The organism is Mesorhizobium sp. 131-3-5 (assembly GCF_016756575.1).
GTDB classification, from domain to species: domain Bacteria; phylum Pseudomonadota; class Alphaproteobacteria; order Rhizobiales; family Rhizobiaceae; genus Mesorhizobium; species Mesorhizobium jarvisii.
Genome location: NZ_AP023254.1, coordinates 3070211 through 3088940, shown reverse-complemented (window position 1 = coordinate 3088940; position 18730 = coordinate 3070211). Strand labels below are relative to the sequence as shown.

Genomic DNA, 18730 nt, shown 5'->3' with positions numbered 1-18730 from the left:
ACCCTGATGTCGGCGCTGCAGCCCAGCGAACTCGACCGGCCCGCGCTGGCCCGCGGCCGGCCGGCCGCCGGCGCGGATCCCAAAACCGCGTCGGCGGCGATGCGGCGCGCCGAATTCGGCGACCGGCTGCGTTCGCTGGCGCTGGCAGCACCCCTGCTCCTGCTTTTGGCCCTGAGCTTCGGCATCCCGATCGTGCTGCTGCTGTCGCGCGCCGTCTACGACCCGACCATCGCGGACGCTCTGCCGCGCACCAGCCAGGCCCTTGCCGACTGGAACGGCCAGGGCCTGCCTGCGGACGCCGCCTTCATCGCGCTCGCCGCCGACCTCAGCGAAAACCAAGCCAAGGGCACCGCTTATGAGCTGGCCAAGGCGCTCAACGCACGCCTGCCCGGCGCCCGCAGCCAGGTGCTGAAAACCGTGCGCCAGCTCGAAGGCGCCGCCGGCAAGCCGCCGCTCGAGATCGTCAAAGCCGTGCCCTTCTGGTCGGCGCCAGGCACCTGGCCGACCATCTCCAACGGCACCCACGCCCTCACCTCGTTTTACCTGCTGAGCGCCCTCGACCTCAGGTGGAACGCCGACGGCGGCATCGAGCGCGTGCCGCCCGAACAGGCGATCTTCCTGCAAGTGTTCCTGCGCACCTTCTTCGTCGCCGCCGCCGTGACGCTTGCCACCTTGCTGCTCGGCTTTCCCCTCGCCTATCTCATAGCGAGCGTGCCGAAAGGGCTGGCGGCGATCCTGATCGTGGCGGTGCTGTTGCCGTTCTGGACCTCGATCCTGGTGCGCACCGCCGCCTGGACGGTGCTCTTGCAGAAATTCGGCCTGGTCAACGACATGCTGCTGTGGCTCGGCTTCGCCTCCGAGCGGCTCGATTTGATGTACAGCCGCATCGGCCTGATCATCGCCATGACGCATATCCAGCTGCCCTTCACGCTGCTGCCGATCTACTCCGTCATGCGCACCATCGCGCCCTCGCAGATGAAGGCTGCCTATTCGCTCGGCGCTAGACCCTTCACTGCCTTCCGGCGCGTCTACCTCCCGCAGGTTTTCCCCGGCGTCATGGCCGGTTGCCTGCTCACCTTCATCCTGTGCCTCGGCTACTACATCACCCCGGCCCTGATCGGCGGCGCCAGCGACCAGCTGATCAGCAACTTCATCGCCAATTACGTCAATGTCGAACTGAACTGGGAGATGGCGGCGGCGCTCTCCTTCATCCTGCTGGTCTTCACCCTGGCCCTGTTCGGCATCTTCGCCCGCATCCTCGGCCTCGACCGCCTGAAGATGGTGTAGCCATGCTGCTCTCGCCCTACCCCACTCCTGGTGAACGCATCCGCGTCGCGCTGCTTTGGCTGTGGTGCGGGCTGGTCATCCTGTTCCTGCTGGTGCCGATCCTCATCCCTGTGCCGCTTTCCTTCAACAGCGGCGCCTTCTTCATCTTCCCGCTCGAAGGCCTGTCGACGCGCTGGTACGAGGTGGTGCTGGGCACGCAGCGCTGGCAGTCGGCGATCGGCAACAGCCTGATCGTCGCCTTCGGCACGACGCTGATCGCCACAACGCTCGGCACGCTGACGGCCATCGCACTGTCGAACGAGAAATTTCCCGGCCGCCGCATCGTCATGCCGCTGCTGCTCTCGCCGCTGATCGTCCCCGTGGTGATCACCGCCGTCGGCTCGTATCTGTTCTACGCCCGCATCGGGCTCGCCAGCACTTATGCCGGCATCATCCTGGCGCATACCGCGCTTGCCAGCCCCTTCGTCGTCGTCACCGTGGGCGCCAGCCTCACCGGCTTCGACCGCAATCTGATGCGCGCCGCCGCCATCTCGGGCGCGAAACCGCTGACCGCCTTCTTCCGGGTGATGCTGCCGCTGATCCTGCCCGGCGTGCTTTCGGGCGCGGCGTTTGCCTTCGTCACTTCCTTCGACGAGGTGGTGGTCGTGCAGTTCCTGGCCAGTGCCGGCCAGCGCACCATGCCGCTAGAAATGTTCATTGGCCTGCGCGAAAAACTCTCGCCCGCCATCACCGCCGCCGCGACGCTGATGATGGCGCTGTCGATCGTGCTTTTGGTGGTGGCGAACCTGCTTGCCCGGCGCGACCAGGGCCGCCGGCCAGCAAGCGGCTGAGACCCGCCATCGGCGACGGGCGACGTACGCAACGGTGAAACTTTTCGAATGCCGTTCCCGTGGCTTTTTGGGATCGCCTCCCGGGCGATCGCAGACCTCCGATCAATGCCCCGCCGGTGCTGCCGGTGGGGCCTTTTTTGAGGCCGCCGGCGCGGAACAATCAGAGAGCCGGGAAGTTCTCAAATCGCTGGGCTCCTAGACGTCCGGCCAACTTCGGCGCTAGCCACGGTGCACGTCGGGGCAAGTCGTTGTGCAGCCATCCGCCAACAGATGAGAGCTTTCTCCTGCGCGAATGAATGAAACTTGCAAACGTTGAAATCTTTCGTATGCCATTTTTAGAAAACCGAGTTCATTTTGCGTGGGAAATTGGAACTTTTACCCAAATCCTCCCGTTACACCCTTGATCGTTGCTTAGACGGTCACAAAGCAACAGGGAAGGAATCCATTATGAATACCAAGATGATCTGCTTTGGCGCCATGGCGCTTTCGATGGTTGCCGGCTCGGCTCTCGCCGCATCGGGCAGCGGGACCTCGGCTCTCGACGACCCGGCCAAGATGCAGCCCTTCTACACGGACTCCACCATGAAGAAGATGCGCAGCAATGACGAGTTCATCAAGGCCTGGAAAGCGCTGACGCCGGAAGACCAGAAGATGGTGATGGCGGCCTGCGATGATGAGGCCAAGAACGCCAATCCCACCAACGCCCATCCGGAATTCTGCAGCAGCGTGAAACAGAACGGCGGCAGCAAGTAACGCTCCCAGACCATTGAAAAAACAGCCCCTTTGGCGGGGCTGTTTTTTTGGGCGGCCGGATCGAGAAGTCGCATCGCCGTCCTTGCTGCCTCAGCGTCTCATCGGCCATAATCCGCGATATCGTGGAGAACACCGATGTCGCTCAGCCCCTTGTTCCATGCCTCGCCCGTCATCCAGCTCCACGCGCTGATCGCCATTGCCGCGCTGCTGCTCGGCGCCGTGCAGCTTTGGCGCACCAAGGGCGACCGGCTCCACCGCGCGCTTGGCCGCGTCTGGGTGGCGCTGATGGCGACGGTCGCCGGCTCCGGCCTGTTCATCTGGACGATCCGGCTGTGGGGACCGTTCAGCCCGATCCACCTTCTGTCGCTGTTCGTACTGGTGATGCTGTGGCGCGGCGTGCGCGCCGCGCGCGGCGGCAACATTGCCGCCCACCGCCGCATCATGCAGGGCACCTATATTTTCGGGCTCATCATCACCGGACTTTTGACCTTCATTCCCGGCCGCACCATGTATGCCGTCGCCTTCGGCCCGCAGGGCGCGACACCGCAGAAGCTGGCGATCTTCGCCGCTTTGGTCATCCTCGCGGCAGCGGCCGGCCTCTACGCCTCGCGCAGTGCGCGGGTGCCGGGCTGAGTGTCAGCCGGCGAAGCCGCCGCCTTTCCGACCATTTCCTTGTTCTGGCCATGTTGCACTGCGAAAACATTGTTGCATTGCGATATCGGCCGGTTGCGCCGAGACAAGTGGCGGGCTTTAAGTAACGAAGGAGCTGTCGTGGCGGCATCGTTTCGGCCTGATATACAGGGATTGCGCGCGCTGGCGGTCGGTGGCGTCGTGGCCTATCATTTCGGGCTCTCGGCACTGCCCGGCGGCTTTGCCGGCGTCGATATCTTCTTCGTCATTTCCGGCTGGCTGATAACCACGCACCTTATGGGCGAGATCACCGAGACCGGCCGGCTCGACCTCTGGCGCTTCTATGCGCGGCGCGCCCGGCGCCTCCTGCCGGCGGCCCTGTTCGTCATCCTGATGACGCTTGGCCTCGGCTATTTCATCCTGGCGCCGCAGGAGCAGGCACTCTATTCGCGCGGCGCCATGTTCGCCTCGGCCTATGCCATCAATCTGTGGCTGCTGCGCTGGTCGTTCGATTATTTCGCCGCCGACGCCTTGAGCAACCCCTTCATCCACTTCTGGTCGCTGTCAGTGGAGGAGCAGTTCTACCTCGTCTGGCCGGCTCTGCTGCTCTTCGCGGCCTGGCTGCGTCCGGACCGACGCATGGCTGTCGTGGTGATCGGCGTCGCCGGCCTCGCCTCCTTCGCTGCCTGCCTGTGGCTGACCAGCCTCTCGCCGGCCTGGGCCTTCTACTTCTCGCCGCTGCGCGCCTGGGAGTTCGCCGCCGGCGGCCTGGCGACGCAGGCGCCGGCGGCCTTGTGGCAACAGCGGCCATGGCTTCGATCAGCGGAAGGCTGGCTCGGCCTGGTGCTGATCGCGGTCGCCTATCTCAGCTTGAGCGAGGACCTGCCCTTCCCCGGCTGGTATGCGCTGCTGCCGGTCGCCGGCACGGTGCTGGTGCTGCTGAGCGGCGCCGGCGAAGAGAACGATGCGGCGGAAACCAGCCCGGCCCGCTGGCAGGCTCTTGCGCCTGCCTCCGTGCTTTCGCTAGCGCCCCTGCAGTGGGTCGGCACGCTCTCCTATTCGCTCTATCTCTGGCACTGGCCGGTCATCGTCTATGCCGGCATGCTGGCGCCGGATCTCAGCATCCTCCAGCGCTTCGGCTGCGGCGCGCTGGCGCTGGCGCTGGCATTCCTGACCTATCATCTGATCGAGAACCCGGCGCGGCGCGGCGGCTGGCTGACCGTTGGCGCTCGAGCACTCGCCCCCGCCCTGGCGCTGACCGGCATGGGCGTGGCGGCGGCCTATGCCAACGCGCATCTGGCGGCACGCAACATCGACTCCGCCCAGCGCGGCATCGAACAGGCCGCCGAACAGCCCTCCATCGCGCGCGCCGTCGACAAGAACTGCCTGCTCGACTTCCACACGGTGAAGCCGAAACCCTGCACCTTCGGCCCGGCCGACGCCGCCCACACCATCGTGCTGTTCGGCGATTCACACGCCGACCATTGGTCGACGCCGCTGGTCGAAGCGGCCAAGCGCAACGACACCAAGGTGGTCACCTATCTCAAATCCTCGTGCCGCGCGTCACGGCTTTCGACCTTCAACACGGTGCTGAAGCGCGACTACACCGAATGCGACGCCTGGCGCGAACAGGCGATCACGGACATCATCCGCCGCAAGCCGCGCCTGGTGGTGATCTCGGAATTCTCGATCGGCAATCTGACGCGCGACATGCCCGCCGCCGGCCGCAAGGCCGAGACCGCGCGCTGGCAGGCCGGCCTGCGCTCCACGTTGCAGGCCTTCAGCCAGGCCGGCGTCGAGACCGCCGTCATCCGCGACACGCCGATCGGCGACAGTTTCGCCGATTCCTGCGTGGCCCGCGCTTTGTGGTGGCGCGAGGCCCCCTCGCGCTGCGACACGCCGAGGGCGCAGGCCGCGAACGACAGCACTGCGGCGCAAGAGCGCGCCGTGGTGAAAAGCGTGCCCGACACGCGCTATGTCGACCTCACCGACCGCTTCTGCGGCCCGACACAGTGTCACGTGTTCATCGGTGGCAAACTGGCCTTCCGTGACCGGCATCATCTGGCGACGGCCTTTGCGGAGACGCTGGAAGGGCCGTTGGAGAAGGCGCTGTTTTAGGGAGACAAAGCGCTTCTTCCTTCTCCCCTTGTGGGAGAAGGAAGAGCCCCTAACCCGGCCTCAACCGGTTCCGCCACATAGCGCCCAAGCGTCACCTTTCCGCGCTCTGGTCTGGTCGGTGGATCGTAAAATCCATGGAACGCGCTCGCCTCCCGAGAGTTATATTAGATCAACCTGAAAAGGAGGTAGCCATGAAGAAGCTCCTGCTTGTCTCGGTTATCGCCATTGCTTCGGCGGCGGCGATGATCGCCCCGGCCGCCGCCCGCAGTCACGTCTTTATCGGCATCGGCGGCTTCGACAATTATTACGGCAATGACTATTACGATGGCTATGGGGACTATGGCGGCGGGCGTTATGTCTATAGCCCCTACGACCCCTATGATGACGGCTACAGGCCGCGTTATTTCCACCGGCACCACCGTTGCCACATCGAAGTGATCAATCACTGGCGCCATCATCACAGGATCGTCGAGGAAGTCCGCGTCTGCGGATAATCTGATCCCGTGAACTGATCCGGCCGGCATCGCCGGCCGGATTGGTTCGCGCCGGCCCTCACCGCCCCATCATCATCCCATAATGCACCGCCAGCAGGTCCAGCCCGACCTTCAACAGCTTCGTCACCACGTCCCTGCCCTCGCCGGTCTGCTCAGCCAGGCTCTTGATCGAGCCGCCCACGCAGCAGACTTGTCGTACCACCACCGCGACCTCCCAGTGCCCCAGCGCCCTGGTGGCGGCGGCATGCGCCCGGCCGGAGTCGAGCACGCTGTCGGCGATGCCGCCGCCATGGCGGCGGCCGTCGACGCGCTCACTCCAGCGCATCGGCTTCACGCTCGCCTGCTGGCTGCACTGGAAATCCTCGCGGTAGCGCTGGCCGGCCTCGCGCTGCTGGCGCGACAGCGAGGTGATGCCCAGGAGCGGGTCGACATTGCGCACCCGCACGATGCCACCGGTGGAGGTGTAGCCGTCATTCGACACTTCATAGACGCGCCGCGCTTCGGCCGTGCCGGTGGCCAGCCGCTTGCGGCCGAAGGCGTCGTCGCTGAGCGCGAAATCATGGCCGAGCTCGCGGCGGATGCGCACCTGCTCTGCCTCGCCCTTCGGCAGTTTGGGGGCCTGCGGCTTGGCGGCTTTGGCTTTTTTGGGCATGGGTGGCTCCTTGGGTTGGGTGGTTGGATGGTGAGCTGGCCTTGCAGAACTTGGGTTCCTCGCCCCCGCGAAGCGGGGGAGAGGTGGATCGGGCGAAGCCCGAGACGGAGCGGGGGTAGCGCCGACGGTCGAAGGGAAACGGCCCGACGTACAACGGGATTTCGTGCTCCATCCTCAACCGGCTTTGGCTTGGCGGAGGTCGCCCCCCTCTCCGTCCCGGCTTCGCCGGGCCACCTCTCCCCCGCCTTGCGGGGGCGAGGAACCTAAGATTTGTGAGGCCGCCCGCCGAGCCATCAGCTCGCGCATCACCCGTCGCTCCCGCAGCTCGATGCAGAGCTGCGCGCTCGATGGGCAGAACTGGGCGTTGCCGCTTTTCACCTCGCCGCGCACGAAGCGCTGGATGGCGGCCTGCAGATCGGCAAGCTCGGCGTCGCGCACCGCGCCGAGATAGCCACGCATCTGCATCTCGACGTCAGTCAGGGCGGATTGCGGGAAGCATGAGAACATCGCGGCCAGCGCTTTCGTCGCCTGCTGCAGTTCGGCTGCGGTCATGGCTGCGAATCTCCTCGATGATGGCGTTGGCGGCGTCGGTGTGGGTTTTCGGCCGCTGCCAGGCGGGTTTCTTCCCCGAAAAACTGGGAGTTGGTCTGTTTCTGCCCGCAGCAGGGGACAAATGCTGCGCATTTTCAGAGGAGCCCCCTGCCACCTCGTGATCTCCATGAGTCGAAAAATGCTGCGCATTTTCAGGGGAAAAAGCGGAAGCTTTTTCACTCTGGTTTCTGGAGTCTGGAGAATGCCGTGGCAAAACGCCGGCATTTGCCGCCCCATGAGCCTTTGTTTTCAAGGCGGTGGCGGTTCCACCGCGTGCGCCGGCGGCGGCCCTCGCCTCGCTTTTGACCTGCGCCTTGTGCAATTCCCTGGTCAGCCTCTTGTGGCCGATCTCGCCCGCCTCGCGCTCGAAGAAGCTCAGCAGATCGACGCTGATGGCGCGCCATCTTTTCAGGGAAAGGCGCGCCACCCGCGCCAGCTTGGCGTCGTCGTCGGGCAGCCGGCCGCCGGCGTTCCACATCGCCATCAGGATCAGCATGTAAGCGCCGATCTGCTCGGTGGAGAGCGGCAAGGTGTCGCCGACGAAATCGGAGACATAGAGCTGCATGAAGGGCCGCTCGCTCATGTGGTGCCTGCACGCAAGCTAATGGAACCAGCCGCCGGCCCGCACGTTATGACGCGTCCGTGCCAAGGGGAGGTTTGCCGATGACGGCGTTCATGCCGATTACGCTGCGCTTTTGCGACAACAAGACCATGCTGGTCGGCTCGGTAGCCGACGCCGAAACGGCATTGCGGCACCAATGGCCCGACAAGACCGCACCCGCCTATATCGAAGCCGCAAGGCTGGTCAGGTTGGCGGTCGAGGGCAGTTGCTGCCCGCGAACGGCCTTCGAGGCCTTCAGCAAGACCGCCAGGCAACAGGGCATATTGGTGGTGAAGCCGAGAAGCCGCGCGCATGACTGGCTCGACGCCGCCGCCGGCCCGTGACGCCGCGGCGATGCAACCGCGTGGCGGCCTTGCGCGTTTATAAGCGCGGGCTTTATAGTCTCGCTGAGATCGAAGGTGAACGCCGTGGGTACGCTGAAAACCGGAGTGCCGCTCAAAGTCAACCTGGAAGGGCATGTCGAGGAGATCGACAGCGTCAGCGATGCCGCCGATTTCCTGCAGCGCTGGCCGATCGAGCGTCGCGGTCACGTCTACCGCAGCGCGCTCAATGCCTGCAGTGCCGCGATCGCCGCGCAGATCTCCGAATCCGACGCGATAAAGGTGTTCACCGGCTTTGCCCGCGTCGCGGGCATCCTGGTTGCCGAGGGTGGCCCGCCGATGCGGCTGGAGGCACGAACCGTGCAAAGCCGCATGCCCAAACAGGGCCGGCAGATACCGAAATAGGCCAAGCGTCTTTCTCCCCGTCACTATAAGGGGAGAAATGCCCGGCAGGGCAATGAGGGGCGGCGCCGGCGTCTGAACGAGTAGCGCCTGAACTGGATGCTTGACGTTCATATCTGCTTTTAATCCTGCCATGTCAGCGCTGCCCCTCATCCGCCTGCCGGCACCTTCTCCCGTATAGAGACGGGGAGAAGGCAAGCTCTCACGTGCAAACCCGCCGCTGGAACCGCGCCTGGTGGTAGCCGCAGTAGCTTTTCTGCTCCTTGGTTCGCATGCCGCAGCACAGCATGTCGGCGCCGGGCCGGCCGCCCGGCGCGTCGTTCTCCGGATCTTCTTCCAGGGTCAGATCGAGCGGCGCGCGGCAGCGGTCGAACAGGCAGTCGATGAAGCGCATCGCCACGCCATGCGGCTGGCGGCCGATCGGTCCACGCTGGGGCGCGGGCGGCTCTAGACGGTACGCCTCGCCATCGGCGATCAGCACGCCCACCTCGCGCACGAACAGGCGTGGCGGCAGCCAGGCCGGCGAGGAATCGCGCCTGGGCCGGGCCTTGTTCTTGCGCGCGCCCTCTGCCGGATGGACGCCGGCGCGCTCTTGCGCCACTGCTTTGCCGCTGGCCTTGCCATTTGCACGCTCTACGGCCGCCGGCTTGCGCATTGTCCTTTCGCCGGCGGCTTGTCTCGCGACCGGCGGCATCCCCTGGCCATTGGCAAAGCCGATCGCGCCCAGCATGGCGTTGCGGTGGACGATGCCGATGATGGCGTTACGTGACACCTGGCTGCCGCGCAGTGCGCTGAACGCCGCCGCGATCCTCGAGGCCGAAAGCCCCTCCTTCAGCCAGCGGGCGATCTCTTGCAGTTCGGCGTCGCTGTAGCTTGCCATGTCCAGGCTCCATCCAGGGGTGCGCCTTCGGCAGCACTGGAGAGCGCGCCGTCGGCAAGGCGTCAGGGTTCGGGCCCGGTCCGGGCCACGGTCAGGGTTTTCGGTGTTAAAGCCGGCTCTTGGCCGGATCAGCCGGGGCGGATCGCGTGTCCGGCAGTCAGGCGCGCCAGCCGCGCCTCCGCCGTCTTGCTGTCGGGAGCGGAAACCGCCCTGCCCGTCATCGGCTCGAATAGGATGACAGTGCCGTCCTGCGTGCGGATGCAGGAGCGCACGTAGGGACCGGCGGACAAAACGGGCCGGTCGAATTGGGGGCCGGAGCCGAGGGGAGCGGCGGCTCCGGCCGCTCCGGCCGCCAGGGACAGGCGGGCCGGACCCGAGGCGTCAAAGCGCTCGGGCTTAGCCCCGGCCGGGGAGGACGGCCAGGACGGAAGGGAATGGGCGGCGACTTCAGTCGCCTTGTTCGCCTCACGCGAGGCCGGCGCTATCGCGCCATGAAAGCTGGACAGGTTCTGCATGACCAGATATAAGCATAACTCAAAAATATATGCAAGCTATTCTTTCATAGACGAGAACCGCTTTCATCGCTCACATGGGCGCCATGGCCAAAACGGAACTGTCGATCAAGGTCGGGGCGGCGATACGCCAGGCGCGCAAGCAGCGCGGCCTGGTCATGCGCCACATTGCCGAGCACAACGACACCGATGTCGCCGCTGTCGGCAATTGGGAAACCGGCCGCAACCTGCCCAAGACCGAGAACCTCCTGAAGACCGCCGCCTTCCTGCGCGTCGACCCGGTGGCGCTGGGCAAAGGCGAGGTCGTCTTCCTCGACGATGCCGGCCCGGTGGCCGACGCCGAGATCGTCACCGATGCCGGCCCGATGCCCGCCGGCTCAATGGATATCGAGGTGCTGGGTGCGGCGGTCGGCGGCGACGACGGCGACTTCACCTTCAACGGCGAGCCCGCCGGCTATGTCCAGCGCCCGCCGGGCGTGCGCAACCTGCCCAAGGTGTTCGCGCTGCATGTACTCTCAGACTCCATGGTGCCGCGTTACGAACCCGGCGACCTCATCTATTGCGGCGGCCGCGACGCCGTGCCCGGCGACCATGTGGTGATCGAGACGTTTCCGGAAGAAAACGAGAAGAACGGCAAGGCCTTCGTCAAGAAACTGGTCAAGCGCACAGCGAGCGAGCTGGTGGTCGAGCAGTACAATCCGCCCAAGACGCTGACCTTCAACCGCTACGCGATCAAGCATGTCTGGCGGGTTATACCGCTGAAGGAATTGCTGGGATATTAGCGCACTTTTTTCCTTCTCCCCTTGCGGGAGAAGGAAAAACCACCGCCACCCCCTGTCAAGCCCGCCTCGCCCCCTCCACCAGCACCTCGCGCTCGCTCAGCATCTGTGCCTCGCTGCGCACGCGCTGACGCTCGTCGATGAAGGCGGCCTGGATCGACACCGCCGTCCCCGGCAGCCCGTCGGCGCGGCAGGCCGAGCAGACGATGCGGCCCGAAAGCTCCGCCAGCGGCGTGCTGCCCGTCACCCCGAAACGCCGGAGTTCATCCGGTTTCCACCATCTGTTGCGGCCGCAATCGGCGCACTCGACCGATATCGAGGCGACATGCGCGATGACTGGTTTCCTGCCCGGCAATGCCATTGCCTCTCCACCCCGTTTGTTCCTGATTTGTTCTTATAATCCTGTGTTTTGAGCCGGGAGTCGAGTCGCAGTTTTAACACTTTCCCAAAAGTTTCCCTTTTATCGGTTTTTGAGTTATGCTTTCAACAACTCGCAGATGTGAGTCGCCTGCCGCATCAGACCCGGGAGCAGTGATGGATGCCGCCGATTTCGCCCGCGCCTGCGGTTACACCGGCGACAGTCCTGCTCTGCTCGAAGCCTTCGAGGTGATCCGCCGCAACGGCATCACGCACGCCCGCCAGGATCATTTCCGGCGCAAGGCCGTCATCGACGAGTTGAAACAATCCGAACCACTGTTCCTGGCGGCAATCGGCCCGGCGCTGTCGGCGCAGGAGGCCATCGAGGACACCGCCCGCTTCATCGCCTGCTGGCGCAACATGCCGCGCTGGCGCCAGGAACGGCGCCTGCCCGATCTCGTTCGGGCCAGGCAGCAGCGTCTCGCAGCCCGCTTCTTCCGCCGCTACGGCCATCGCCTGTGGGCGCTCGAAGCGGCCTGAGGCCCGGCACGCTGGACCAGCCATTTGCGGGTTCCAATCGGTTCCGTTTCTTTCTAGATTGCGCGTGGGTGGCTCTTCGTTCGACGTGCATGATTTGGAATGTTCAGGACTGCCCGCTCAAAAGTTCAAACCTGGATCACGGCCGGCGCGGGAACCATCGCGGCGCTGTTCGTCGCCGGCCTGATGGGCGCCTTCGGCGCCCTCCCCGCCCACGCTCCGCCGCAATTGCCGCTCGACACCGCCATCGATGCCGGACGCTGGCGCGTCCAGCCGGTGCGCGCCTATGTCAGCCACGCCAAGGTTTATGGCGTGCTGATGAAGCCCGGCCAGAAGGCGCTGGTGCTGGAGGCCGACTTGACCAATCGCACCGCGCAATCCGACAAGGCCTATTTCGATGTCTTCAAGCCGGACGGGCTCGCCCTGCCCGATCCCATGCCGATGATCGCGCTGACGCGGGACGAGACGCTGACGCCGGAACTGCATCCCGGCATGACGGAGCGCATGGCCTATGTCTGGCCGCTGGCCGGCGACGCCATTGTCCCGGCCAGCCTGAGCTTCGGCGTCACCGCCGAGATCTTCAAGCCGCGCGACAACCTCTATGGCATGCCCGGCTGGTTCAATCCCTACCGGCTCGGCACCATCACCTTGCCGGTCGCCGACGTGCCGGGAACCGGCTCATGAGAATCCGCATCCTCGGCAATCTCGTCATCCTCGGCGCGACCGTGGTGCTGAGCTATGGCATGCAGGTGTCAAAGCCGCATTATGCCGACCTCACCGCGCCGATCCCGGCCGATGGCGCCATGCACGACACCATCCGCGCGCGCAGCTTCGATGTCCGGCTCGACAAGGTGGTCTTTGCCCGCGCGCTGAAAACCAACCAGTTCGGCCAGCAAAAGCTTTTGACCACCAGCGGCCTGTGGGCGGTGGTGACGACCAGCCTCACCGCCACCGCTGCCTCCACCACGGTTGCCGACGGCACCTGGCAAGGCCCGACCGGGCTGCGCTATCACCAGACGGAACGGCTCGGCTACCGCCAGGACATGCCGCCGCATGGCGTCGATCCGGGCCTGGAGAAGCGCGGCCTGTTCGTGTTCGAAATACCGCCCGACCAGATTCGCGGCGCCAGCCTGCTGATAGCAGCGCGCCAGTTCGGCCCGCTCGACGCGCAAGCGCGCATCAGCCTTGATGGGGTGCCGACAAGCGCCGATGGCCAGCCGGCGGATGTGCTGCCGGAATACGACCTCGATGCGCCGCCACCTCAAGGCAAGTCATGAGCGCCGTTTCTACCGCCCCTGGACCGATCGCCAGCGAAGACCGGCAGGCCGAGCAAAAATGGCGGCGGCGCAGCCTTGTGGCGCTTGCCATCCTGCTGCCGCTGACGCTGGCCGAGACCAGCTATGACAGCCTGCGCGAATGGCTGCATGGCGAGGACCTCATCGCCAGGGATGTCGATTTCGGCCAGTCCGTGCCGTTCGGCGGCAGTGACTGGAAACTGGCCGATCTGCGCGGCGGCAAGGCCGACCGCCTGCCCGACCACGCCTTCGCCGTCATCGCCACGTTCTCGGTCAAGATAGGTGACCCCGACCTGCAAAAGCAGTGGCTGGGCTGCAAGCTGATGCTGACCGACGCCGCCGGGCGCCGCTCGCTGCCGGATGTCATCGCCGGCGTCAGCCTGCCGGCGGGTGTGACGAACTGCACCTCGGCGATATTCTCCGGCGTCAAAAAGGGCGACACCGTCACCATCGGCGACATCTTCATCGTGCCGGAAGACGCGGTGAAAACCATTCGCCCGGCGGTCGGGCTGGGCAGCGAGCGGCCCTGGTTCTTGCGCTTTCAAAGGCCGCCGAAGTAGCTACTTTCTCCCCGTCACTATACGGGGAGAAATGCCCGGCAGGGCCATGAGGGGCAGCGCCGACGCTCCGGTAAGTGGCTGATTTGCCTAACGTCACGGCCAGCGCCGGCCCTGCGAAATCAAGCTCAATTCTTTCGCGACAGCGCCGCCCCTCATCCGCCTGCCGGCACCTTCTCCCCGTAAACGGGGAGAAGGTAGCTCATCTACCCTTCGACAGCGAAAACGCCGTCTCCAGCACGGCGGCGAGAAAACATATCCTGATCGGTTCGATCAAAATGCCGGTGGAGGAATCCTGGAACGGGCTGCCGAACAGCAGCGTCACGCCGTGCGAGAAGATCTGCCAGACATCGAGCTCGTGCGGGCCGATCAGCCGTGTCGCGCCGAGCCACAGCCAGGCGGCGCCCCAGTCGATGAGGCGATAGCCGATGATCAGCGTGCACAGAAGGAGAAGGCTGGAACTCACCGTCAGCCGCACGCCATTGGCGATCGGCAGGTAGCGCGAGCGGTAGCCGGCGATGAAATGCTCGACGAAGTCGCGCAGGAATTTCGGCAGGCCGGCATAGCGCTTGCCGAAGCGCTCCACGCGATTGTGCACGCGCATCAGGGCCGCATCGTCGCGCACGTCATAGCCATAGATCAGCGCCGCCATGACCAGCCAGATCAGCGGCAGGAGCATGTAGAAGAACAGGTTGATGGCGACCGTCGACGGCGCGATCGAGGTGATCTCGACCGGCACCATCGGGGCCGCCGTCGCCACCGGCACTGGGCTCGCCAGCCCATCGGCCGACGCCTGCACCACCGACCAGAAGGACCGGCTCATCAGCCATTGCAGCGCCGTATCCTTCCAGCGGCTGATCACATAGAGACCGACGAAGATCCAGTTGGTCTCGCAGATCACCACGACGATCTGCCAGAACGAGGCGGTCTTGGTTTTCGTCTGCATGAACTTGGCCAGCCGGCGGATCAGCCATGACACCGCCACCGAGATCAGCAGCCAGCGCGAATCCAGCACGTCGAGCACATTTCCGGCTTGGCCGAAATCGGCTTGGTCGAGCGTGGCGCGCGAATATTGCCGCACGATATCGCCGAGGAACCCCCAGGCCGCGTAATAGGCGAAGAAAGGCAACAGCGCGATGGTGATCATGCGCACCAGCCGCGAGCCGCGCCGGTCGCCAGTGACCTGCTCCTCCGCGGCCTTGTCGGCGCCGCGCTGCGCGGCCAAGAGATGCGGCAGGCCGGAGCGCAGCACATGGAACATCGCCACCGTCACCACCAGTTGCGCCAGCGCCACCAGTGTCAGCATGGCAAGCCCGGCGAAATGATTGGCGAGCGCCACTTTCGCCGCCAGCTGCAGCAGGAGATCGCCGGCCAGCACCCCGGCCAGCACCAGCGCAACAAGCTGCGGCCAGAAGCGCCGCAGCAGCGAAAAACTCAAGCTGATCGGCCTGATGATATCGGCAAACATGAGGTCTCTCACGATGCCACCCGCCCCAGGCCTTTCTAGCAAAGGGCGATCGTTTTGCAACCGGGCCGGGAAATGGCCGCGCATCTCCTTGGTTCAATGCCGGGATGCCGTGGGTACCGTGGCGGCCCTGATTCCGTCGAATTGATACGTTGATTGGTCGGCTCGAAACCCAGGGAAGGACCGCCATGAAACCCCTCGTTCTCGCCGCCCTGTGGGTGATGGCGCTTGCTCTGTCCGCCCATGCCGCCGGCAACAGCACATCAGGGCTTGCTGACGCCACGGTGCTGATCGTGCGCCATGGCGAAAAGCCCGACAGCGGACCCGGTCTGTCGCCCGAGGGCGAAGCCCGCGCGCAGGCCTATGTCGCCTATTTCCAGCCCTTCCTGCTCGACGGTGTCGCCTTCCGGCCCGATATGCTGGTGGCCAGCGCCGATTCGAAGAACAGCGCGCGCGAGCGGCTGACGCTCACCCCGCTCAGCCAGGCGCTGAAACTGCCCATCGACCAGCGCTTCGCCGACAAGGACGTCCAAGCCCTCGTCGCCGCACTCTCCAGTGAAACCCACGGCAGTCGATCCTGATCGCCTGGCATCACGGCCAGCTCGGAAAACTCATCAAGGCCTTTGGCGCCGACCCGCAGGCGCTGCTGCCGAACGGCAAATGGCCCGGCGATGTCTTCAACTGGGTGGTGGTGCTGCGCTTCGATCAGGCCGGGCATCTGGTGCCGGGCTCGGCGCGGGTGATCGAGGAGCAGTTGCCGGGGTGATGCGCCATCTTCCCTTCTCCCCCTATGGGAGAAGGTGGATCGGCGCGTCAGCGCCGAGCCGGATGAGGGGTGCTCCAGCTTGGCGCCACGCTTGTTCTGCGGCGGGTATATCGGCGCAAAATCATCAACGCCTCGTTCCGTCGAACACCCTCATCTCCGCACCCGCGACTTCAGCCACCGGTCAAACGCCACCGCCAGGATCAGGATCAGCCCGATCACGATGCTTTGCGTGTAGGACGAGACATTGTTGAACTGCAGCCCGTTCTGCAGCACGCCGATCAGCGCCGCACCCACCACCGTGCCGCCGACCGAGCCGATGCCGCCGAACAGCGAGGTGCCGCCGATGACGACGGCAGAAATCACCGTCAGCTCATAGCCGATGCCGGCCACCGCTTCCGATGAATTGAGCCGCGCCGACAGCACGAAGGCGGCGAGCCCGGCGAAGAAGCCGACGATGACATAGACCGAGACCAGGATGCGGTCGACGCGCAGGCCAGACAATCGGGCCGCCTCGGCATTGCCGCCGACGGCATAGACGGCGCGGCCATAGCGCGTGTAGCGCAGCACGATGTGGCACAGGATCGCGGCGATGGCGAAGATGATGGCCGGCACCGGCACCGGGCCGATCAACCCCGTGCCGAACCAGCGCATAGAGGCGTCGAAGCCCGAGATCGGGCCGCCATTGGAGATGGTCAGCGTCAGCCCGCGAAACACCGTCAACCCGCCCAGCGTGACGACGAAGGGCGGCACTTTCAGTCGGGTGATGGCAAGCCCCTGCACGCCGCCGGCGGCGGCGCCGACGATGACGGCCGCCAGCAGCGCCGCGAACCAGCCATAGCCCTGTGTGCCTGAGGTCGACAGCGACAGCGTGTTGGCCGCACCGCCCTTGGCGACGACGGCGGCGACCATGCCGCAGAAGGCCAGCAGCGAGCCGACCGACAGGTCAATGCCGGCGGTGAGGATGACGAAGGTCATGCCGAGCGCGATCAGCCCGGTGATCGAGATCTGGCGCGTGATGTTGAACAGATTGATCGGGTCGATGAAGCTCGGCTTCAGCACGGTGAAGACGACGACCAGCGCCGCCAGGAACAGCAGCGGCCCGAAACTCATCAACAGCCGCGCGATCGTCGCGCCGCCGCGCTGGCTCTGCTCTTCAGCGATGCTCATCGTGCCTGATCCTCCGCATCCTGCCCAAGCGCGTCTTGCCCAAGAGCATCCTGCTTGTCGAGCGCCATCAGTTCCATCAGTTTTTCCTCGTTTGCCTCGACGCCCGGCATCTCACCGGTGATGCGGCCCCTGCGCATGGTGACGATGCGGTCCGACACCGCCAGCACTTCGGGCAGCTCGGACGAGATCATCATCACCGCGATGCCGCGCGCTGCCAATTGCACCAGGATCTGATGCACCTCCGCCTTGGCGCCGACATCGACGCCGCGCGTCGGCTCGTCGACGATCAGCACTTTCGGATCGCGCGCCAGCCAGCGCGCCAGGATCACCTTCTGCTGGTTGCCGCCGGACAGGCCCTCGATCGCCTGCTCGGCCGAGGCCATGCGGATCGACAGCATCTTCCTGAAACCCGACAGCGCGTCGCGCTCGCGCCGCTCGGCCATGAAGCCGAAACCGTTGCTGAACGTGCCGAGCGACGCGACCGAGAAATTCGGCAGGATGCCAAGCGCGGCAAAGATCGCCTGGTGCTTGCGGTCCTCCGGCACCAGGCCGATGCCGAGCGCGATGGCATCCGCCGGTGAGGCCGGCGCGATCTGCTTGCCGTCGAGCGTGATGGTTCCGGCCGCGATGCGGTCGGCGCCGAAAATGGCGCGCGCCAGCTCCGTGCGGCCCGAGCCGACAAGCCCGGCGACGCCGAGGATTTCGCCGGCCTTGAGATCGATGTCGACGCCGTCGAGCACGATGGCATGCGGCGCCTCGGGATCGCGCACGGTGCGCAGACCGCGCACCGACAGCACGACATCGCCGGCCACCGCGCGCTGCGACGGCCTTGCATAGAGTTCGGAGGCCGCTCGGCCGACCATCTTCTCGATGATCCGCGGCAACTGGATCGGCCGCCCCTTGTCGCGGTCGAGATGTCCGGCCAGCCGCCCGTCGCGCAGCACCGTCATGCGGTCGCAGATGGCGGAGGCCTCCTCCAGCCGGTGGGTGACGAACATGATGGCGACCTTGTCCTGGCGCAACCGGCCCATGATCGACAACAGCCGCTGCACCTCGGTCTCGGTCAGCGCCGAGGTCGGCTCGTCCATGATGATCAGCCGGCTTTTGAGCGACAGCGCCCGGGCGATCTCGACCAGCTGCTGCTCTGCCACCGACAGCGCCGAGACCGGCGTCATCGGATCGATGGAAAGGCCGACACGGGCGATGATGTCGCGCGAGTCGCGCTCCATGCGCTTCCAGCTCACCAGGCCGAACGGCCCGACCGGCGCGCGGCCGATGAAAATGTTCTCCGCCACCGTCAGCGTCGGGATCAGGCTGAGCTCCTGGTAGATGGTGACGATGCCGAGCCGCTTGGCATCCTGCGGGCTTGACGGCGCGTAGTCGGCGCCGTCGAAAGTGATGCGCCCGCTGGACGGCGGCATGACGCCCGACAGGATTTTGAGCAGCGTCGATTTTCCCGCGCCGTTTTCGCCGAGCAGGCCGAGGATCTCGCCGGGGTGGATGTCGAGCGAGACGTCGCTCAGCGCGGTGACACCGGCGAAATGCTTGGTGACGCCCTCGACGGCAAGCAGGACAGGTGCGGCTTCAGCCAATGATTGCTTCCTCGATGCGGTTCATGCTGGTCCCGTCAGCGCGTGAACACCCCCCTCTGTCCTGCCGGACATCTCCCCCGCAAGGGGGGAGATTGGCTGTCCATTCGGCTTTCGCTAATCTCCA

At 65.5% G+C, this 18730-nt stretch carries 23 protein-coding genes; 14 read left to right on the top strand and 9 right to left on the bottom strand.

What is annotated here, in order from left to right; all coding sequences use genetic code 11:
• Nucleotides 1-6 precede the first annotated feature (6 nt).
• From JG747_RS15135 to JG747_RS15110, 6 genes are all read left to right on the top strand, one after another.
• Complete coding sequence (locus JG747_RS15135; protein WP_202362105.1) at nucleotides 7-1287, top strand: ABC transporter permease; 1281 nt, start codon at nucleotides 7-9, stop codon at nucleotides 1285-1287.
• Between the two features lie 2 nt (nucleotides 1288-1289).
• Nucleotides 1290-2117 carry an ABC transporter permease gene (locus JG747_RS15130; RefSeq protein WP_202362104.1) on the top strand — a complete coding sequence of 276 codons (828 nt, stop codon included), beginning with the start codon at nucleotides 1290-1292 and terminating at the stop codon, nucleotides 2115-2117.
• Nucleotides 2118-2564: 447 nt separating this feature from the next.
• Nucleotides 2565-2870, top strand: a complete 306-nt coding sequence (locus JG747_RS15125) for a hypothetical protein (protein ID WP_019859554.1) — start codon at nucleotides 2565-2567, stop codon at nucleotides 2868-2870.
• A gap of 135 nt (nucleotides 2871-3005) precedes the next feature.
• Nucleotides 3006-3503 (top strand): DUF2306 domain-containing protein, encoded by a 498-nt coding sequence (locus JG747_RS15120; protein ID WP_064985825.1) that lies wholly within the window; start codon nucleotides 3006-3008, stop codon nucleotides 3501-3503.
• A gap of 138 nt (nucleotides 3504-3641) precedes the next feature.
• On the top strand, nucleotides 3642-5618 hold the full coding sequence (locus JG747_RS15115; protein ID WP_202362103.1) for an acyltransferase family protein: 1977 nt from the start codon (nucleotides 3642-3644) through the stop codon (nucleotides 5616-5618).
• Nucleotides 5619-5809: 191 nt separating this feature from the next.
• Complete coding sequence (locus JG747_RS15110) at nucleotides 5810-6112, top strand: hypothetical protein (RefSeq protein WP_064985830.1); 303 nt, start codon at nucleotides 5810-5812, stop codon at nucleotides 6110-6112.
• Nucleotides 6113-6170: 58 nt separating this feature from the next.
• Here JG747_RS15110 and JG747_RS15105 read toward each other — a convergent pair whose 3' ends face one another.
• The 3 genes from JG747_RS15105 to JG747_RS15095 all read right to left on the bottom strand — a co-directional run bounded on the left by JG747_RS15105 (nucleotide 6171) and on the right by JG747_RS15095 (nucleotide 7938).
• Nucleotides 6171-6764 (bottom strand): DUF6456 domain-containing protein, encoded by a 594-nt coding sequence (locus JG747_RS15105; RefSeq protein WP_064985833.1) that lies wholly within the window; start codon nucleotides 6762-6764, stop codon nucleotides 6171-6173.
• Nucleotides 6765-6938: 174 nt separating this feature from the next.
• Nucleotides 6939-7316 carry a hypothetical protein gene (locus JG747_RS15100; RefSeq protein ID WP_147377521.1) on the bottom strand — a complete coding sequence of 126 codons (378 nt, stop codon included), beginning with the start codon at nucleotides 7314-7316 and terminating at the stop codon, nucleotides 6939-6941.
• Entirely contained in the window at nucleotides 7237-7938 is a 702-nt protein-coding gene (locus JG747_RS15095) for a YdaU family protein (protein WP_064985837.1), read from the bottom strand. The genes JG747_RS15100 and JG747_RS15095 overlap by 80 nt, the downstream gene beginning before the upstream one ends.
• Before the next feature lie 80 nt (nucleotides 7939-8018).
• Between JG747_RS15095 and JG747_RS15090 the strand changes: the two genes are divergently transcribed.
• Together JG747_RS15090 and JG747_RS15085 are read left to right on the top strand one after the other, a co-directional pair.
• A complete protein-coding gene (locus tag JG747_RS15090; RefSeq protein WP_019859563.1) occupies nucleotides 8019-8300 on the top strand; it encodes a DUF982 domain-containing protein in 282 nt (93 codons plus the stop codon).
• An 84-nt stretch (nucleotides 8301-8384) separates the two neighbouring features.
• The gene (locus tag JG747_RS15085; RefSeq protein WP_032921203.1) at nucleotides 8385-8702 is read left to right on the top strand and encodes a DUF982 domain-containing protein; all 318 of its coding nucleotides are present in this window, start codon (nucleotides 8385-8387) and stop codon (nucleotides 8700-8702) included.
• Nucleotides 8703-8901: 199 nt separating this feature from the next.
• Here the strand turns inward: JG747_RS15085 and JG747_RS15080 are convergent, their stop codons facing one another.
• Together JG747_RS15080 and JG747_RS15075 are read right to left on the bottom strand one after the other, a co-directional pair.
• A complete protein-coding gene (locus JG747_RS15080; protein WP_064985839.1) occupies nucleotides 8902-9579 on the bottom strand; it encodes a GcrA family cell cycle regulator in 678 nt (225 codons plus the stop codon).
• Between the two features lie 128 nt (nucleotides 9580-9707).
• Nucleotides 9708-10094, bottom strand: coding sequence for a hypothetical protein (locus JG747_RS15075; RefSeq protein ID WP_202362102.1), 387 nt, complete (start codon nucleotides 10092-10094; stop codon nucleotides 9708-9710).
• A 74-nt stretch (nucleotides 10095-10168) separates the two neighbouring features.
• Between JG747_RS15075 and JG747_RS15070 the strand changes: the two genes are divergently transcribed.
• Nucleotides 10169-10873, top strand: coding sequence for an XRE family transcriptional regulator (locus JG747_RS15070; RefSeq protein WP_019859568.1), 705 nt, complete (start codon nucleotides 10169-10171; stop codon nucleotides 10871-10873).
• 55 nt (nucleotides 10874-10928) lie between these two features.
• Here JG747_RS15070 and JG747_RS15065 read toward each other — a convergent pair whose 3' ends face one another.
• A complete protein-coding gene (locus JG747_RS15065; RefSeq protein ID WP_019859569.1) occupies nucleotides 10929-11231 on the bottom strand; it encodes a hypothetical protein in 303 nt (100 codons plus the stop codon).
• A 173-nt stretch (nucleotides 11232-11404) separates the two neighbouring features.
• On the opposite strand from JG747_RS15065, the gene JG747_RS15060 reads away from it, so the two are divergent.
• From JG747_RS15060 to JG747_RS15045, 4 genes are all read left to right on the top strand, one after another.
• Nucleotides 11405-11767 (top strand): hypothetical protein, encoded by a 363-nt coding sequence (locus JG747_RS15060; RefSeq protein ID WP_081296215.1) that lies wholly within the window; start codon nucleotides 11405-11407, stop codon nucleotides 11765-11767.
• A gap of 99 nt (nucleotides 11768-11866) precedes the next feature.
• Complete coding sequence (locus JG747_RS15055) at nucleotides 11867-12448, top strand: hypothetical protein (protein ID WP_202362101.1); 582 nt, start codon at nucleotides 11867-11869, stop codon at nucleotides 12446-12448.
• On the top strand, nucleotides 12445-13041 hold the full coding sequence (locus tag JG747_RS15050) for a hypothetical protein (protein ID WP_019859572.1): 597 nt from the start codon (nucleotides 12445-12447) through the stop codon (nucleotides 13039-13041). The genes JG747_RS15055 and JG747_RS15050 overlap by 4 nt, the downstream gene beginning before the upstream one ends.
• A complete protein-coding gene (locus JG747_RS15045; protein ID WP_202362100.1) occupies nucleotides 13038-13619 on the top strand; it encodes a hypothetical protein in 582 nt (193 codons plus the stop codon). The genes JG747_RS15050 and JG747_RS15045 overlap by 4 nt, the downstream gene beginning before the upstream one ends.
• 199 nt (nucleotides 13620-13818) lie before the next feature.
• Here JG747_RS15045 and JG747_RS15040 read toward each other — a convergent pair whose 3' ends face one another.
• Nucleotides 13819-15084, bottom strand: coding sequence for a hypothetical protein (locus JG747_RS15040; RefSeq protein ID WP_202362099.1), 1266 nt, complete (start codon nucleotides 15082-15084; stop codon nucleotides 13819-13821).
• Nucleotides 15085-15269: 185 nt separating this feature from the next.
• Here JG747_RS15040 and JG747_RS36985 point away from each other — a divergent pair, with 185 nt between their 5' ends.
• Entirely contained in the window at nucleotides 15270-15662 is a 393-nt protein-coding gene (locus JG747_RS36985; protein ID WP_244748401.1) for a hypothetical protein, read from the top strand.
• Between the two features lie 335 nt (nucleotides 15663-15997).
• Here the strand turns inward: JG747_RS36985 and JG747_RS15030 are convergent, their stop codons facing one another.
• Both JG747_RS15030 and JG747_RS15025 read right to left on the bottom strand, forming a co-directional pair.
• Nucleotides 15998-17014, bottom strand: a complete 1017-nt coding sequence (locus tag JG747_RS15030; protein WP_038648308.1) for an ABC transporter permease — start codon at nucleotides 17012-17014, stop codon at nucleotides 15998-16000.
• Entirely contained in the window at nucleotides 17011-18606 is a 1596-nt protein-coding gene (locus JG747_RS15025) for a sugar ABC transporter ATP-binding protein (protein WP_202362098.1), read from the bottom strand. Before JG747_RS15025 ends, JG747_RS15030 begins: the two co-directional genes overlap by 4 nt.
• Nucleotides 18607-18730 lie beyond the last annotated feature (124 nt).